We start from the raw sequence: 16124 nt of genomic DNA, 5'->3' as shown, positions 1-16124 counted from the left end.
CGATGAACACCATCGACAGCACACCGCCCCCGGCCGGCACACCCTCGTCGGCGTACGGCGTCCACTCCGAGGTGGGCCGCCTGCGCAAGGTCCTGGTCTGCGCCCCCGGGCTGGCCCACCAGCGCCTCACCCCGTCCAACTCCGCCGACCTCCTGTTCGACGACGTCCTGTGGGTCGAGCGTGCCCAGCAGGACCACGCCGACTTCGTGGCGGAGCTGCGCGAGCGCGACGTCGACGTCGTCGAGCTGCACGCCCTGCTCGCCGAGACGCTCCGCGTGCCGGGGGCGCGCGACTGGCTCCTCGACCGCAAGATCGTGCCCGAGATCGTGGGCAACGGCCTGGTCGAGGCGACGCGCGAGTACCTGGAGTCCCTGCCGGAGCACGAGCTGGCCCGGTACCTGATCGGCGGCCTCGCCGTGGCCGACGTGCCCGAGCTGCCGCCGGGCTTCCGCGCGCTGGCGGACCTCAGCCCGGACGCGCGCGAGTACCTCATGCCGCCACTGCCGAACACGCTGTTCACGCGCGACACGACCTGCTGGATCTACGGCGGCCTCACGCTGAACCCGCTGTACTGGCAGGCGCGCCGGGACGAGACGCTGCTCATGAAGGCGATCTACTCGTACCACCCCGACTTCGTGGGCAGCCGCGTGTGGTGGGGCGACCCGGAGAGCAGCCACGGCGAGGCCACCTTCGAGGGCGGCGACATCATGCCGATCGGCAACGGGACCGTGCTGATGGGCATGAGCGAGCGCACGTCGCGCCAGGCGATCACGCAGGTCGCTGCCTCGCTGTTCCAGGCGGGCGCGGCCGAGCAGATCGTGGTGGCGGGCATGCCGCGGCTGCGTGCGGCCATGCACCTGGACACGATCATGACGTTCGTCGACGTCGACACCGTCACCGTCTACCCGCGGATCGTGGACCGTGTGCACCCGTTCGTGCTGCGCCCCGACTCCGGTCCGCTCGGCGTCTCGGTGACCGACGCCGGCCGCTCGTCCTTCCTCGACGTGGTGGGGCAGGTCTCCGGGCTGGGCCAGCTGCGGGTCATCGAGACCGGCGGCGACGTCTACGAGTCGGAGCGCCAGCAGTGGGACAGCGGCAACAACTCCGTGGCCGTCGAGCCGGGCGTCGTGTTCACCTACGACCGCAACACCACCACCAACGACCTGCTGCGCAAGGCCGGGATCGACGTGATCGAGATCGCGGGCGGCGAGCTGGGCCGCGGGCGCGGCGGCGGGCACTGCATGACCTGCCCGATCATCCGGGAGCCCGTGAGCTGGTAGACGGGCTGGTGGACGCCGGGTCGCCGGCCCCGCAGGTGAGCCTGGCCGCCGCAGCGGAACCCGAGACGGTGCCGGCCCCCTGAGCCTGCCCGCGGCGCGACACGCCGCGGGACCGCGCCACGCCGAGCACTTGATGCATCCTTGGGTTGCAGTTCCGGAAAAGCCATAGACGCTACCAAGTCCTCGTTGTACCTTTCTTCACACACGGACTGGTGCCGTGGCGGCAGGTTGTGTGTCTGTGACCGCCTGTTCCACGACGCCGGCACGACCGACAGCCGTATCCGAGACCACCGGAAAGGACGAGACACACGATGGTTCGCACCCGCATCGCGCACCAGGCCGCAGGCCTGGGCAAGGCCAGTGCTGCCACCGAGTCGTCCTACCCGACCACCGCGCAGCACCTCTGGGACGGCCGCGAGGCCATCCGGGGCGCCATACGCTCCTGATCCGGTAATGGCCGGACCAGTGAACGTGAGCCGCCTCGGGACATCTTGTTCCCGGGCGGCTCTTGTCGTCCCGGGGCTGAACAGCAGCACAGCCAGTACCACTCGAAAGACAAGAACCGAGACGACAAGCTCACCGGAAGGAGCAGGCCCGTGGCCGACGTCCTAGTCCTCAATGCCGGCTACGAGCCGCTGCACCGGGTATCGGTCCGGCACGCCATCCACATGCTCGTGCGCGAGGTCGCGGTCGTGGAGGAGGCGGTCGACGGCCGCTCCTTCGGGCCGTTCCCCTTACCGCGCGTGCTGCGGCTGGTCCGGTACGTGACGATGCGGTGGCTCTACAAGTCGGGCGGGGCGCCCGCGTGCACCAAGCTGGGCGTCAAGCGGCGCGACGGCCTGTGCGCCTACTGCGGCGGCCCCGCCGAGACCGTGGACCACATCCTGCCGCGGTCCCGCGGCGGGCCCTCGACGTGGATGAACCTCGTGGCCGCCTGCTACGAGTGCAACTCGCACAAGGCGGACCGCACCCCGGCCGAGGCCGGCATGGTGCTCCACGTGACGCCGCACGTCCCACGCGCGGACTACGCCCGCGCCATCCGGCACAGAGCGGCCCGCGCTGCCTGAGCCGAGCAGGTTCGAGCAGGGTGATCGGTAAAAGGTCAGGTGATCGGCAACTCGAGTTGCCGATCACCTGACCTTTTACCGTTCACTTGCCGGCGGCCGCCCGGGGCCAGAGCCTGGGGTCTCCGCGGTGAGGATGGGAGCGGGGGCCGCACTTCCTGCCAGTTTCAACGTATAACGCAGTGGGGGGCTTGCGGCAAGGGGCCCGTGGGGGCGCAGAATCGTTGGCCGTCGCAGGTTTCGGCGCCTGACGAAACGGGGTTCTCTTGACCGAGGTGAACGCGACCGACGTGAACACGACCGACGTGATCGTGGCCGGGGGCGGGCCCACCGGCGTGATGCTGGCCTGCGAGCTGCGGCTGCGCGGCGTGCGGGTGCTCGTGCTGGAGAAGGACGCCGAGCCGACCAAGGTCGTTCGCGGCCTCGGCCTGCACGCACGCACCCTGGAGATCCTGGACCAGCGCGGCCTGCTGGACCGGTTTCTGCCGCTGGGCAGGCAGTACCCCGTCGGCGGCTTCGCGGGCATCAGCAAGCCGGCGCCCGCGGGGCTGGACACCACGTACCCGTACGTCCTCGGCATCCCGCAGCCCGTGACGGAGGGTCTGCTGCGCGAGCGCGCCGCCGAGCTCGGCGTCGAGATCCGCTACGGCCACGAGGTGGCGGGGCTGCGCCAGGACGACGGCGGCGTGACCGCGGAACTGGCCGACGGCACACTGCTGCGCTCGCGCTACCTCGCGGGGTGCGACGGCGGCCGCAGCACCGTGCGCAAGCTGCTCGGCATCGGCTTTCCCGGCGAGCCCAGCACGCAGGAGACCCTGCTGGGCGAGGTGGAGCTGACCGCGCCCGCCGAGACGATCGACGCGGTGGTGGCCGAGGTACGCAAGACCCACAACAACTTCGGCGCCATGCCGCTCGGCGACGGCCTGTACCGGCTCGGCGCCCCCGCCGACGGCGTGGCCGAGGACCGCGCCGTCCCGCCCACCCTGGACGAGCTGCGCCGGCAGGTGCGCAAGCTCGCGGGGACCGACTTCGGCGCGCACTCGCCGCGCTGGCTCTCCCGCTTCGGCGACGCCACCCGGCTGGCCGACCGCTACCGCGCCGGCCGCGTACTGCTGGCCGGGGACGCCGCGCACATCCACCCGCCGTACGGCGGGCAGGGCCTCAACCTCGGGGTCCAGGACGCGTTCAACCTGGGCTGGAAGCTGGCCGCCGAGGTCACCGGCCAGGCCCCGGACGGGCTGCTGGACACCTACGCGGCCGAGCGCCGCCCCGTGGCCGCCGACGTGCTGGACAACACGCGCGCGCAGAACGTGCTGCTCTCCCCCGAGCCGGGCCCGCAGGCCGTGCGCCGCCTGCTGTCCGAGCTCATGGACCTCGAGGACGTGCGCCGGCACCTGGTGGAGAAGCTCACCGCGACCGGCATCCGCTACGACCTCGGCGCGGAGCACGAGCTGGTCGGGCGGCGGCTGCCCGACGTCGGCCTGCGGCAGGGCCGGCTCTACGAGCTCCTGCGCACCGGCCGCGGCCTGCTGCTGGACCGCACCGGCCGGCTCACGGTGGACGGATGGGCCGACCGGGTCGACCACGTGGTCGACGCCGACGCCGCGCTGGACGTGCCCGCCGTCCTGCTGCGGCCGGACGGCCACGTGGCCTGGGTGGGCGCGGACCAGCAGGACCTGCTCGACCAGGTTCGCCGGTGGTTCGGCGCCGAAACATGACGGGTGAAAGCCACCGGTACTCTGTGCGCGTTCATGAACCTCGCCACGACGAAGTCCGGCGACCGGAGAAGGGGAGCACCCGAGTGAGCGTCGAAACCGCGGGGTGGCCGCGCGCCGATGTGATCGTGCGTGACGACGGCTCAGGGCAGGTGACGATCAACGGCCAGACGGTGCCCGTCTACCGGAACAGCCTGGGCGAGGCCCGCAGCGAGGTCATGCGCCTGGTCATGGAGTTCTCGGCGAGCGTCGGGCTGGCGGTGGAGGTCCAGGCCCTGGGCCCCGAGGGACCCACCGGCCTGACCGTCCACCCCGACGGCAGGGTGGTGCAGGACGGCGGCGCGGGGGCCGCGCAGGCGGCCCAGGCCGCCCTGCCCCAGAGCCTCGCCCAGCCCGTCGCCCCCGCCCAGCCGGCGCACGCCGGGCCCGCGCACGCCGGGCCCCCGCCGGCCGTTCCGGGCGCCGGGGCCGCGGTGCCGCAGCGGACGAGCGTCATGGGCCATGCCGACCAGCCGGGCGCCGGCCAGCACGCCGCCGCTCCCAACGGCGTCGGGCAGCACGGGGTGAGCCCGCACGGCGTCGGCCAGCCCGGCCTCCCGCCGGAGGCTCCCCCGCAGGACCCGCGTGACCCGCGTGACCCGCAGGGCCCCGCGCCGCAGGGCATGCCCCAGCAGAACGTGCCGCAGCAGGACCGGGCCCCGCAGCGTCCGGGCGCCTCGTTCGGTGCCCAGGCACCCGAGACCGAGTCGCCGTTCAGGCCCGGGCACGACGGCGGACGCCGCGACAACCGCCGCTCCTTCCTCGTGCAGGACCGCCTCGACGAGCCGGCCACGCAGGGTGTGCGCGGCGTGCTGGCGCGGGTCGGGCTGCGGGTGCGCCCCGGCGAGACCGAGCGGGCCGAGCGCGCCGACGAGCAGGTGGTGAGCCAGCACTGGCCCGGCCCCCGCACCATCTCGATCGTGAACGGCAAGGGCGGTGCCGGCAAGACGCCGGCCACGGTGCTGCTGTCGGCGGTCTTCTCCTCGCACGGCGGCTCCGGCGTCGTCGCGTGGGACAACAACCAGACGCGCGGCACGCTGGGCTGGCGCACCGAGCAGGGCCCGCACGAGGCGACCCTGCTCGACCTGATCCCGCAGACCGAGCACTTCCTGGGCCCGACGGCGCAGCTCGCCGACCTCGCCTGGTTCGTGCACCACCAGTCGCGCGACCGGTTCGACGTGCTGCGGTCCAAGCCGATGGCGCTCGCGCACGAGCAGCGCATCTCGTCGGAGGACGTCGACGCGATCCACGCGGTGCTGGCCAAGTACTACCGGATGATCTTCATCGACTCGGGCAACGACGAGTCCGACCCGATGTGGCTACGGATGATCGACCACACCGACCAGCTCGTGGTCGCCACCAGCACCCGCGACGACCACGCCGAGGCGGGCGCGCTGCTGCTGGAGGCGCTGGCGAACCGCGGGGAGCACATGGCGGACCTGGCCCGCAAGGCCGTCGTCGTGGTGAGCCAGTCCGACCCGAAGGCGACGCCGGCCGACCTGCGCCGCGTCGCCCAGGGGTACCGGTCGCTGGCGCGCGAGGTGGTCACCGTCCCGTTCGACCCCGCCATGGTCGACGGCCAGCTCGTCTACCGCGCCCTGCGCCCGCAGACCCGCCGGGCGTGGCTCGCCGCGGGCGCGGCGCTCGCCCGGGGCTTCTGACGCCGCGCCGGCCGGGAGGTCACACGGAGGCGGCCGGGGCGACGATCCGGGTGACGGCGCGGCGGACGTCGGCGCGCACGTCGTCCGCCGCCTCCGTGCCCTCCGGGGCGGCGAGGATCCCGCCCACGGTGAGCACCGAGCCGTGCACGACGGCGAGCACCTGGCCGAGCAGCCGGTCGGCCGGCACCGTGGCGTCGATCCGCTCCGGGTGCCGCGCCTGGACGTCACGCAGCGCCTCGACCTTGGCCGCGCTCGACGTCACCGACCGCTCCAGGGCGCCGAGCACGCCCGGCCGCTCCAGCGTGTGCCAGAGCAGGAGCCGCACCAGCTCGGGGTGGCCCACCGTGAAGTCGAACAGGCGCACGGCGTAGCCGGGCAGGTCGTCCGCGGTGAAGGGCACGGCGTCGAGCAGGTCGAGGATCCGCGCGCTCACCACCTGGTCGAACAGCGCCTCCTTGCCGCCGAAGTACGCGTAGATGCGCTGCTTGTTGGCCGAGGCGCCCTCGGCGATCCGGTCCACGCGCGCGCCGGCGAGCCCGTACCGCGCGAACTCCTCGGTCGCGGCCTCCAGGATGCGCTCGGGTGTCGAGGCGCGTCCGACGTCGGCAGCGGCGGGGATGGGCATGTGGCTCAGCCTAGCCCGCGGGCACCGCGGTCGAGGTGGTCTCCTCGGCGACGGACCAGAGGCGGGCTGCCGTGGCGTCGTCGCGCATGCGCCGGTTGAGCCGCGCCGGGACGGGTTCGCCCACCAGCATGAACCGGGGCCCGTAGTAGGCGCCGGACGGCGCACCGGGGTCGGCGGCGGCGAGCAGGATCGAGCCGGCGCCCTCCGGCGGCGCCATGGAAGGCAGCGGTGACCGCGGGGTCCAACCGTTCCGCCGTTCCCGGCCCATGGTCGGTCCCGTGATCTGGAGGTTCGTCCGGGTGAACCCGGGGTGTGCCGCCGTGCTCACCAGGGCCCAGCCGCGGCGTGCGGCCAGGTGCGCGAGGTGCCGGGCCAGGTGCAGGTCGGCGAGCTTGGACTGCCCGTACGCGGCCCAGGCCCGGTACGGGCGCCGCTCCCAGTCGAGGTCGTCGAAGTCGATCCGCCCCCGGTTGGCCACGCCGGAGCTCATGGTGGCGACGCGTGGCGCGGGCGCCGCCAGCAGCATCGGCAGGAGCCGGTTGGTCAGGGCGAACGGGCCGAGAAAGTTGGTGCCCCACTGCAGCTCGTGGCCGTCGGCGGTCTCGTACCGCTGCGGCGGGACCATCACGCCCGCGTTGTTCACCAGGGTGTCGAGCCGGTCGAGGTCGCGCCCGAGCCCATCGGCGAAGGCGCGGACCGACGCCAGGTCGGCGAGGTCCAGGAGCCGCACCTCCGCCCGCGCGTCGGGCCGGGTCGCGAGGACCTCCGCGAGGGCGTCCGCCCCCTTGTCCGGGTTGCGGACGGCGAGGACCACGTGAGCGCCGGCGGCGGCGAGGCGCTTGGCGGCCTCGCGGCCGGTGCCGCTGTTGGCACCGGTGACGACGACGGTGCGGCCGGTCTGATCGGGGACGGTGTACATGGGCGCTCCTCTGACGGGATTCGATGTGGCCAACCAACAAGTTGGTTGGCACCCCCACATGCACCCGGCGCCTCCCACGCACAACCCCCGCGCACGACGACGGGGTACCGGATCTGGTCAGATCCGGTACCCCGTGTTCGCGGCGGTGCCCGCCGTGCCGGTCGCGGCCGTGCCGCGCGACGCGGTCGCGGCGCTCAGTCGCTCAGCGCGCCCGCCACCAGCTCCAGCGTCTGCGAGCGCCCGAACGTCGCGTCCAGCGGCTCGTCGTCGCGCGAGCCGGCCACCGGCACGAGCATGACCTCCTCGACGCCGTGCCGATCGGCCAGGCCGCGCACCTCGGCCGCGACGTGCTCGGCGTCGCCGATCAGCCAGCGCGCCCGCATCGCCTCGATGGACTGGGCGATCATGCCGTCGGCGGGCTCGTCGGCCGTGGCGCGCAGCGCCTCCTCGACGGTCTCCAGCGGGCCCAGCTTCTGGCCGGAGCGCAGCCGGGCCATCTGCCGCAGCTGCGGCAGGGCGCGGTCGTGGGCCTCGTCCGCCGTCGGCGCGGCCACCGCGTTGACGGTCACGAACGTGCGCGGCTCGGGGTGCTCCGGCGAGGGCCGGTAGCCGTCCCGGTACAGGGCGAGGATCTGGTCCATGCCCTGCCCGGAGAAGTGGTTCGCGAACACGTACGGCAGCCCGAGCTCGGCGGCCAGGCGCGCGGAGTAGTCGCTGGAGCCGAGCAGCCACACGGTCGGCACGCTGCCGGCGGCCGGGGTGGCCCGCACGTCGTAGATGTCGCCCGAGACCAGGCGTAGCCGGGCGCCGTCAGGCCCCATCAGGCTCAGGATGTCGGTGACGTGCTGCGGAAAGCGGTCCACGTCCGCCGTCGGACCCGTGGCGCGCAGCAGGGAGGTGACCACGGGGTCGCTGCCCGGGGCGCGGCCGATGCCGAGGTCGATGCGGCCGGGGGCCACGGCCTCCAGTGCCGCGAACTGCTCCGCGACCACGAGGGGGGCGTGGTTCGGCAGCATCACGCCGCCCGACCCCACCCGGATGCGGGAGGTCCGCGCCGCGGCGGCGGCGATCATCACGGGCGGCGACGACGCCGCGACCGCTGCCATGTTGTGGTGCTCCGCGAACCAGTAGCGCTCGTAGCCGAGCCGGTCGGCGAGCGCCGCCAGGTCGAGCGAGGCCGACAGGGCCTGGGCGCTGGTCTGGCCCGAGCGGACGGGCACGAGGTCAAGGACGGACAAGCGTGGCTGGGTGTTCATCGCCTTGGTCAACCGTCGCGGGGTCCGGCGTGTTCCTCGGCCGCCGCCCTTTACCAGTTCTGTACCGGTTTCGGTATCGCGGGAGGTCATGGCGCCCACCCCGGTCGGCCTGACATGATCACGTGCGTGTCTGTTGATGTGCGCCCCGCGACCGACGAAGACGTCGACTCCGTGGTCGACCTGTTCCGCCAGTACCTGAGGTTCTACGACCAGGAGGTGCCCGACGCCGAGGCGCGGGCCTACCTGACCGCCCGTCGCGACGCGGGCGACAGCGTGCTGCTCGTCGCGGAGGTGGCCGTCGAGGGCGCGGACCCCACGGAGGACGCCCGGATCGTCGGGTTCACGCAGAGCTATCCGACCTGGTCGTCGGTGAGCCTGAGCCGGTCGTGGGTGCTGAACGACCTCTTCGTCGCCCCGGGATCGCGCGGGACGGGCGCTGCGCGCGCCCTGGTGCAGGAGACCTGCCGCCTGGCCAAGGAGGCCGGCGCCATCCGGGTCTCGCTGGCGACCGCGTGGGACAACCTCGCCGCACAGGGGCTGTACGAGTCCGAGGGCTTCGTGCGCGACCAGAACTTCCACCACTACGCGTACGTGACGGGCGCCTGACCCGACCGCGTCGCAGGACGCGCGGCGTGCTCCTCCAGCTCTGTGTCGGTAGCCCGCGCTAGGGTGTGCCCCGGCCAGGAACGGACCTGGTCAGAAGGCCAAACTGCCGATTCGGGGAGACCCCGGGAACTGGAGCGCACACCACCATGATGGGAGGCAACCACGCCGCGACGGGAGCCGCGGCCTGGGTAGCGGTCACGGCGTCGACGCCGATCGCGTTCGGCTGGTATCCGGGGGTGACCGACACGGGCGTCGTCGCGGGAGCCCTCGTCTGCGCGGGAGCCGCGCTCCTGCCGGACGCCGACCATCATTCGGGCACCATCGCGAACTCGCTCAAGCCGGTCTCGAACGTCGTGGTCAAGGGCATCGAGGCCGTCTCGGGCGGGCACCGCAAGGGCACTCACTCGATCCTCGGCGTCGCGGTGTTCACGGCGATCGCCTGGGGCCTCAGCTTCCTGAGCATCGACACGGGCAACGAGCAGTTCGGCTCGATCCTGATCGGCCCGGGCATCATGTGCGTGCTGCTGGTCGCGTTCGCCCTCAAGGCGCTCAAGATCACGCGCGACACCAAGCTGTTGCCCTGGACCACGTCGATCACGCTGGCGGTGCTCATCGCGATCTTCGCGCCCGAGGAATGGTTCTGGATGCCGTTCAGCGTGGCGCTGGGCTGCACCGTGCACATCCTGGGCGACATGATCACCACCAACGGCGTGCCGCTGCTCTGGCCGCTGAAGTTCCGCAGCCCTCGCTGGATGCGCGACGGGCGCGGCCTGGAGCTCGACATGATCTGGCGGTCGGGCGGCAACCTGTCGCTGCCGATCCTGGGCGACGCCGGGTCGGTCCGGGAGTGGATCTTTCTCATCCCCGTGTCGCTGTACGCCGTCGTCGGCATCGTGTGGGCGCTGCTGAACGAGATGGGCTACGACACGATGGCGGTCTGGTACCAGTTCCTCGGGCTCTTCCCGGGCTGAGCCGCCCGGCACGACGACGTCGTCCGGCCCCCGCCCGCTGCCGGGCGGGGGCCGGACGTCGCTCGACCCTCGTTCAGAGGCCGCCGGCCACGGCAGCGCCGGCGGCGAGCCAGGCACGCCGGGTCTCCGGGCGCAGGGCGCCGTACCGCAGGTGCCCGTCGACCATGGCCGGGTCGAACGGGATGGTGACGACCTCACGGGCCAGCGACCGGTACCCGTCGGCGACCTTCTCCAGCTCGCCCGAGGACTCCTTGGGGTCGGCCTGGCTGACGACCACGACCGCCTGCTGCGCCAGGTACGCCGACCGGCCGTCGCGGGTGCCGAGCGCCTCGAGCAGCAGGGCCCCGGCCTCCGCGTGGTCGTCGCGCGTCGTGGTGGCGACCACGAGCTGGTCGGTCAGGTCGATCATCCGCTGCCACATCGGGTCGGACTCGTCGTTGCCGGAGTCGATGAGGATCATCCGGTAGTACTTCGAGAGCACGGAGTGGATCGCGTCGACGTCCTGCGGCTCGATCCGCTGTTCGTTGGCCATGGCGATCGGCTTGGAGCGCAGCACGTCGAACCGGTCGCGCGTCTGGTGGTGCACGTACCGCGCGAGGTCGGCGGCCTGCGCCGACGGGCCCAGGAGCCGGTCGGTCTGCGGCAGCAGGTCCAGCAGGGTGGACTCGTGCGGGCCCTGCTCGGTGCGCCAGCCCAGGGTGCCGCGGGTCTGGTTGTTGTCCCACGTGACCACGCCCGCGCCGCCGAACTGCGCGAAGACCGCCGCGAGCAGCACCGTCGACGGCGTCTTGCCCGCGCCGCCCTTGCCGTTCACCATCGAGATGGTGCGCGGGCCGGGCCAGTGCTGGCTCACGGCGCGCTCGTCGGCGCGCTCGAGCCGTTCCGACTCGCTCGGGCCCACGCGGATGCCCATGCGGGTCAGCATCCCGCGGAAGCCCTGCGTGGCCGGGTCCTCGTCCTGCTGGTGCGTGAGGAACGACTGCCGCGCCTCGCGGCGCGAGCGCGGCGTGTCACCCTCGACCGCTCGCGTGGGGCCCGACGGCGGCGTGGAGAGTCCGCCGTCCGGACCGGCGTGGTCGGCCATGGGTACCCCGTTCGTGGGCACGGGGCCCGCGAGGCCGCCGTGGATCCCGCCCGGGACGCTGCCCGGGAGGTCCTGCGCCGCGTTCTCGCGGACCCAGTCGGCGACGCCCTGGTCGCCGACCGCGGGCGCGCCGTCGGACGGGAGAGGAATGGTGGGCGCGACGCCGGGGGCGGGCAGGTTCTCCGCGGGGTCGGGCGCGAACGCCGGGGCTTCCGGCGCGAACGCAGGGCCGCCTTCCGGGGCGGACGGCGTGCCGGCGCCGTTCGACCCCTCGGGCGCGCGCGGGGCGCGGCGCACCGTGTCGGTGTCGATCGGCTCGGTCGCCTCGGGGGCGGCGGTGTCGCCGCCCGGGGCCAGGTCCGCGACCGGCACGCCCTCGAACGCGGGGGCCGGGAACGTCCCCGGACCCGCTCCGGGCTGAGGCAGCGGCTCGGGCAGGGGCTCCGGCTGCGGCTCGGGAAGCGGGGAGGCCGGCGGCGCCTGCGGCGTCGGCGACGACGGCGGCGCGAGCTCGTCCTCCTCCGGCACCACGGTCCCGTCCGGGTGCACGATCAGGTTCCAGAGCCCCTCCGGGCCGGTCGCGGAGGCCCGCACGGGCCTGCCGATCTGCACGGCGTTCTCCGTGACCCGGCGCAGGACCTCCACCCGTGCCTCTTCCAGGCTGCCGGCGGCGATCGGGTGGAACATCCCGTCGATCGTCACCTCGCCGGAACCGTCCTCGCGGACGATCGCGTCGATCCGAGGCCAGCGTGGCACGGTGTCAGAGCTCATGCGTTTCCTCCGAAGTTCCTGGGCAGGCGGCATAGCGTGGGTTCGCCCCCGAGAGCAAGCGTCGGCCATGATCGGCCCGCTGGCCACCCCAACGGGGCATTCACCCCACCTGGTAGGTTCTCGCGCAAACAGGTGTCGAAACCGGGACCACAACCGAGGAGCCCTTGCGTGTCCGACGAGCCCACCCGCCGAATTCCTCCGGCGGCCGACCCGACGCAGATCCAGCGACCACCGGCTCGTCCGGGGCAGCCGGGAGCCCCGTCATCGTATGACGCGACCCAGCGGATGAGCGCATTCGCACCGGGTGGTGGCGCCGGACAGCGGGTCCCGGGGAACCAGGGCGGCTCCCCGGTCGATGAGTCCACGCAGCTCATGCCGCCACCCCGCGGCGCCTCCCCCGTCGATGAGTCCACGCAGCTGATGCCGCCGCCCCGCGGCGGCTCGCCCGTCGACGAGTCGACCCAGGTGATGCCCCCGCCGCGCGGCGCCTCCGCCGTCGACGAGTCCACCCAGCTCCTGCCTCCGGCGGGCACGCAGCGGGACTACCGGTCGGCGACGCCGCCGCCCGCGCGGCCGTACCGGCCCTACGAGACCGAGCAGCCCACGCAGGTCCAGGCCCCCGGCGCCTTTCCCGGGGAGCCCGGCTACGGGCAGGGCCAGCAGGGGTACGGCCAGCAGGCCGGCTACGGGCAGCCGGGTCAGCAGGGTCAGCAGGGGTACGGCCAGCAGGGTCAGCAGGGTTACGGCCAGACCGCGGCGTACGGTCAGCCGGGCCAGGCCGGGCAGCAGGGTTACGGACAGCAGGGCTACGGCCAGGGTTACGGGCAGCAGGCCGGCTACCCCCAGCCGGGGCAGCAGCAGGGCCAGCAGGTGGGCCCGCCCAACCCGTTCGAGCAGGGTTTCGGCCCGCAGTCCGGCCACCCGACGCCGCAGCGTCGCGACCGGGACGACGACTCCCGCGGGGGCGGCTCGACGGCGGGCGCCGTCCTGGCGTGGATCCCGCGGATCCTGCTCGCGCTGAGCGTGTACCAGCTGATCCGGCTGATCCCCGGGTTCGACGTCATGCCCGACGTCTCGCAGTTCCCCTTGTTCCGCGGGATCGGCGACGGCGTGCTCGGCATGCTCAACCTCAACCCCGAGTGGTCGGACCAGGCCGCGAACATGACCATCCCGGTGCTCGGCATCGCGCTCGCGGGCCTGTTCAACACGATCCGGTCGCTGAACACGTCGCTGGCGATCTGGCCGTACGGGCTGGCGATCGTCGCCTGGATCGTCGTGTTCGCCGTCGGCGGCATCGTCGGCTACGCCCAGGACGCCACGGAGAACGTGAAGCAGAACGTCCAGGACACGGTGGACCAGGAGATCGAGGACGCCAAGCAGGACGCGAAGGACTCGGTGCAGCAGGAGATCGACAAGGGCGTCGAGGACGCCCGGCAGAACGCGACCGAGAGCGTCGAGGAAAGCATCAACGACCAGCTCGAGGACGCGCTGCCCGGCGGGAACGGCTGAGCGGGCCAGGTCACGGGTCGGGCACTTCGACCGCGGTCAGGGGCAGGACGCTGATAGCGTTTCTCACGTCCAACCGGTAGTTCCGGTGCGCTGCTGAGGAGTCCTTGCTTGTCCGACGAGACCACCCGCATGACGGCCGCACGCCCTGCCGGACAGCCGGTCGGGGGTGGCGACCAGACCGCCGTCGTGCCGACGCCGCCCACGCGGGCGGTGCCGCCGCTGCCCGCGCCCACGCGGACCGTCCCGCCGCCCACCGCGCCCACGCGGGTGGTGCTGCCCACCGGGCCGTCCGGGACGGCGAACGGTGTGCCCGCGAACGTGGCGCCCACGAGCGTGGCCGGACCTGGGGGCGCCGTCGGGCAGGGAGCCGGGTACACCGGTGGCGGGTACACCGGCTCCGGGGTGCCCGGAGGCGTGCCGCGGATCCCTGCGACGGGCGAGGTGCTCGGGCCGTTCCAGCTCGGTGACTCGCTCGGCCACGGCGGGTTCGCCCACGTGTACCGGGCCACGGGCCAGGGCGGCGAGGTGGCGCTCAAGGTGCTGACCAACACCGAGTCGGGTTCGCTGGACCGGTTCGTCGGCGAGGCGGCCCTGCTGGAGCGGCTCGCCGGACGCGGGTTCCCGCAGCTCGTCGCGGCAGGCCTGGACTCCCCCACGCCGTGGTTCGCGATGGAGCTCGTGCCGGGTCCCACGCTGTCCCAGCGCCTGGCCGCGGAGGGCCCCCTGCCGGTGCACGAGGTGCTGCGCGTGGCGGACGACGTGCTCGACGCCCTCGCCGTGCTGCAGGAGGAGCACTTCCTGCACCGGGACGTGAAGCCGGCCAACATCATCGCCGCGCCCGACCGGTACGTGCTCATCGACCTCGGCATCGCCAAGGGACACGGCACCACCACGTCGACGCATGCGGCGGGCACCATCTCGTACATGGCGCCCGAGCTGTTCGTGCGCAAGCCGCACGCCCGCTCCGACGTGTACAGCCTGGGCCTCCTGCTGATCTTCCTCGCCACGGGCCAGCTTCCCAACGACCTCAACTTCGCGGGGCGCGATCTGACGGCGGCCGACGTCGGGCCCGTGGACCAGCGGCTGCTGCCCCTGATCCTGGCCATGACGCGGCACCGGCCCGAGGACCGCCCGCCGCTGCACAACCTGTCGCGCACCGTGGCCCAGCTCGCCACCGACAGCGCCCGGCTCGACCCCGCGCTGCTCGCCGCGGCGGGCGCCACCACGATCGAGCGCGGCCTGGTCACCGAGGTGCTCACGGGCAGCGCGGCGGCGGCCACCGTGGCGCCCACCAGCGTGCTCGCGAGCAACCCCGTGCAGCCGGGCGAACCCATGACCAACCTGGTCTACGACCAGCAGCTCATGGGCCGCCTGCACCAGGTGCACGGCGACGGGTTCGACGGCGCGGCCGAGGAGGTCATCTCGACGTACCTGGCCGCCGTCGGGCCGCAGCGGGCCGGCGGGCGCGCGCCCGCCGCGATCAAGGACTACCTGTGGGCCGCGATGCGGTGGGCACCGGCGTTCACGCCCGAGGGCTACTCCGACACGTTCGAGGGCTGGGCGGCCTACCGGCAGCGCCACGGCCTGCCGCTGCCCGGCGCACCCGGCGCGACCACGCCCCGCCGGCACACCAGCAGCGCGCCGCGGGTGGCGCCGGCCGCCCACCAGCAGGCCACGCAGGTTGCCCCCTCGTTCCGCCCGGGGTCTGCGGCGACGGGCGCGCGGACGGCGCCGTCGCCGGCACAGCAGCCCGGGACGACCGGCACGCAGCCCGTGCAGCGGCCGACCGGGCCGGTGCAGCCCCAGCCGCCTGTGCAGCAGCCGACGGGGCCGGTGCAGCCCGCCCGGCCGGTCCAGCCGACGGGACCGGTGCAGCCGGCCGGGCCCGCGGCGGGGCTCTCGCGGCGGGACGCCCGTGACGAACGGGACGCCCGCGCCGACCGGGACCGGAGCTCCGACGGCGGCCTGCGCGCCGTCGCGGTGATCCTCGGCTGGATCCCGCGCGTCCTGCTCCTCATCGCGCTCTACCAGCTCGTGCGCCTGATCCCGGGCTTCGACGCGATGCCCAGCGCGGCCGAGCTGCCCCTGTTCGCCGCGCTCGGCGACATCACGGTGGCGACGCTGGGCCTCGACCCGGAATGGGCGCCGCGCATGGCGGAGCTGTCGATCCCGCTGCTCGGCATCATCGCGGCCGCCCTCGTCAACCTCGTGCGCGCGGTGCGCTCGCGCCGCGGCGGCCGCACGTGGCCGTTCTGGCTGGTCGTCGTCGTGTGGGTCATCGTGATCGCGGTGCAGGGCGTGGTCGGCTACGCGCAGCAGGTCACGCAGGACGCCCGCGACTCGTTGCAGGAGCAGCGCGAGCAGATCCAGGACGACCTCGAACAGGGCGTCCAGGACACGACCGAGGACGTGACCGACTCGCTCTGGCAGTCGTTCGAGGACGCCCTTCCCTGGAACTCGGAAGAGGGCTGACCCCGCGGCGTCCGTCAAGGTGCTGCGAGGTCGGCAGCCTCCTGACGCCGGGCTCGGAAGTCGGCAGTTTGCCCCGCAGGCTCGGCAGTTGGCATCGAGATCGGCACAGGCCTGTGCCGATCTCGATGCCAACTGCCGAGCGCTCAGCGAAG

The 16124-nt window shown here is 73.5% G+C and carries 13 protein-coding genes; 9 read left to right on the top strand and 4 right to left on the bottom strand.

The genetic code is table 11. From position 1 onward, the window contains the following. The first annotated feature begins 2 nt into the window (after window positions 1-2). From AB0I29_RS05505 to AB0I29_RS05485, 5 genes are all read left to right on the top strand, one after another. Window positions 3-1280 (top strand): arginine deiminase, encoded by a 1278-nt coding sequence (locus tag AB0I29_RS05505; protein WP_285106911.1) that lies wholly within the window; start codon window positions 3-5, stop codon window positions 1278-1280. A 311-nt stretch (window positions 1281-1591) separates the two neighbouring features. Next, a complete protein-coding gene (locus tag AB0I29_RS05500; RefSeq protein ID WP_285106910.1) occupies window positions 1592-1726 on the top strand; it encodes a hypothetical protein in 135 nt (44 codons plus the stop codon). Between the two features lie 150 nt (window positions 1727-1876). Continuing rightward, the gene (locus AB0I29_RS05495) at window positions 1877-2347 is read left to right on the top strand and encodes an HNH endonuclease (RefSeq protein WP_020018328.1); all 471 of its coding nucleotides are present in this window, start codon (window positions 1877-1879) and stop codon (window positions 2345-2347) included. A 263-nt stretch (window positions 2348-2610) separates the two neighbouring features. After that, window positions 2611-4062, top strand: coding sequence for a rifampin monooxygenase (gene rox / locus AB0I29_RS05490; protein ID WP_357479029.1), 1452 nt, complete (start codon window positions 2611-2613; stop codon window positions 4060-4062). Window positions 4063-4145: 83 nt separating this feature from the next. Next, window positions 4146-5759, top strand: coding sequence for an ATPase (locus AB0I29_RS05485; RefSeq protein ID WP_357479026.1), 1614 nt, complete (start codon window positions 4146-4148; stop codon window positions 5757-5759). Window positions 5760-5778: 19 nt separating this feature from the next. On the opposite strand, the gene AB0I29_RS05480 is transcribed toward AB0I29_RS05485, so the two are convergent. The 3 genes from AB0I29_RS05480 to AB0I29_RS05470 form a co-directional block, all read right to left on the bottom strand. Continuing rightward, window positions 5779-6384 carry a TetR family transcriptional regulator gene (locus AB0I29_RS05480; protein ID WP_357479023.1) on the bottom strand — a complete coding sequence of 202 codons (606 nt, stop codon included), beginning with the start codon at window positions 6382-6384 and terminating at the stop codon, window positions 5779-5781. 10 nt (window positions 6385-6394) lie between these two features. Further along, window positions 6395-7303, bottom strand: coding sequence for an SDR family oxidoreductase (locus AB0I29_RS05475; RefSeq protein ID WP_285106903.1), 909 nt, complete (start codon window positions 7301-7303; stop codon window positions 6395-6397). Window positions 7304-7497: 194 nt separating this feature from the next. Continuing rightward, window positions 7498-8559: an LLM class flavin-dependent oxidoreductase gene (locus AB0I29_RS05470; protein ID WP_357479019.1), complete on the bottom strand. Its 1062-nt coding sequence runs from the start codon at window positions 8557-8559 to the stop codon at window positions 7498-7500. A 126-nt stretch (window positions 8560-8685) separates the two neighbouring features. On the opposite strand from AB0I29_RS05470, the gene AB0I29_RS05465 reads away from it, so the two are divergent. Continuing rightward, window positions 8686-9165, top strand: coding sequence for a GNAT family N-acetyltransferase (locus tag AB0I29_RS05465; RefSeq protein ID WP_285106899.1), 480 nt, complete (start codon window positions 8686-8688; stop codon window positions 9163-9165). Window positions 9166-9314: 149 nt separating this feature from the next. Further along, a complete protein-coding gene (locus tag AB0I29_RS05460; RefSeq protein ID WP_285106897.1) occupies window positions 9315-10136 on the top strand; it encodes a metal-dependent hydrolase in 822 nt (273 codons plus the stop codon). Between the two features lie 73 nt (window positions 10137-10209). On the opposite strand, the gene AB0I29_RS05455 is transcribed toward AB0I29_RS05460, so the two are convergent. Continuing rightward, window positions 10210-11991 carry a hypothetical protein gene (locus AB0I29_RS05455; RefSeq protein WP_357479014.1) on the bottom strand — a complete coding sequence of 594 codons (1782 nt, stop codon included), beginning with the start codon at window positions 11989-11991 and terminating at the stop codon, window positions 10210-10212. A gap of 285 nt (window positions 11992-12276) precedes the next feature. Between AB0I29_RS05455 and AB0I29_RS05450 the strand changes: the two genes are divergently transcribed. Together AB0I29_RS05450 and AB0I29_RS05445 are read left to right on the top strand one after the other, a co-directional pair. Beyond that, window positions 12277-13500, top strand: a complete 1224-nt coding sequence (locus AB0I29_RS05450) for a hypothetical protein (RefSeq protein ID WP_357479010.1) — start codon at window positions 12277-12279, stop codon at window positions 13498-13500. Window positions 13501-13608: 108 nt separating this feature from the next. After that, the gene (locus AB0I29_RS05445) at window positions 13609-15972 is read left to right on the top strand and encodes a protein kinase (RefSeq protein WP_357479007.1); all 2364 of its coding nucleotides are present in this window, start codon (window positions 13609-13611) and stop codon (window positions 15970-15972) included. The last annotated feature ends 152 nt before the right edge of the window (window positions 15973-16124 follow it).

The organism is Promicromonospora sp. NPDC050262 (assembly GCF_040655935.1).
GTDB lineage: Bacteria > Actinomycetota > Actinomycetes > Actinomycetales > Cellulomonadaceae > Promicromonospora.
This window is presented reverse-complemented; position numbering and strand designations above follow the sequence as displayed.

Excerpts from the sequence above, each read along its gene's own strand:
- AB0I29_RS05505 (WP_285106911.1), top strand. The coding sequence starts at position 3 with ATGAACACCATCGACAGCACACCGCCCCCGGCCGGCACACCCTCGTCG.
- AB0I29_RS05500 (WP_285106910.1), top strand. The coding sequence starts at position 1,592 with ATGGTTCGCACCCGCATCGCGCACCAGGCCGCAGGCCTGGGCAAGGCC.
- AB0I29_RS05480 (WP_357479023.1), bottom strand. The coding sequence starts at position 6,384 with ATGCCCATCCCCGCCGCTGCCGACGTCGGACGCGCCTCGACACCCGAG.
- AB0I29_RS05475 (WP_285106903.1), bottom strand. The coding sequence starts at position 7,303 with ATGTACACCGTCCCCGATCAGACCGGCCGCACCGTCGTCGTCACCGGT.
- AB0I29_RS05470 (WP_357479019.1), bottom strand. The coding sequence starts at position 8,559 with ATGAACACCCAGCCACGCTTGTCCGTCCTTGACCTCGTGCCCGTCCGC.
- AB0I29_RS05460 (WP_285106897.1), top strand. The coding sequence starts at position 9,315 with ATGGGAGGCAACCACGCCGCGACGGGAGCCGCGGCCTGGGTAGCGGTC.
- AB0I29_RS05455 (WP_357479014.1), bottom strand. The coding sequence starts at position 11,991 with ATGAGCTCTGACACCGTGCCACGCTGGCCTCGGATCGACGCGATCGTC.
- AB0I29_RS05450 (WP_357479010.1), top strand. The coding sequence starts at position 12,277 with ATGAGCGCATTCGCACCGGGTGGTGGCGCCGGACAGCGGGTCCCGGGG.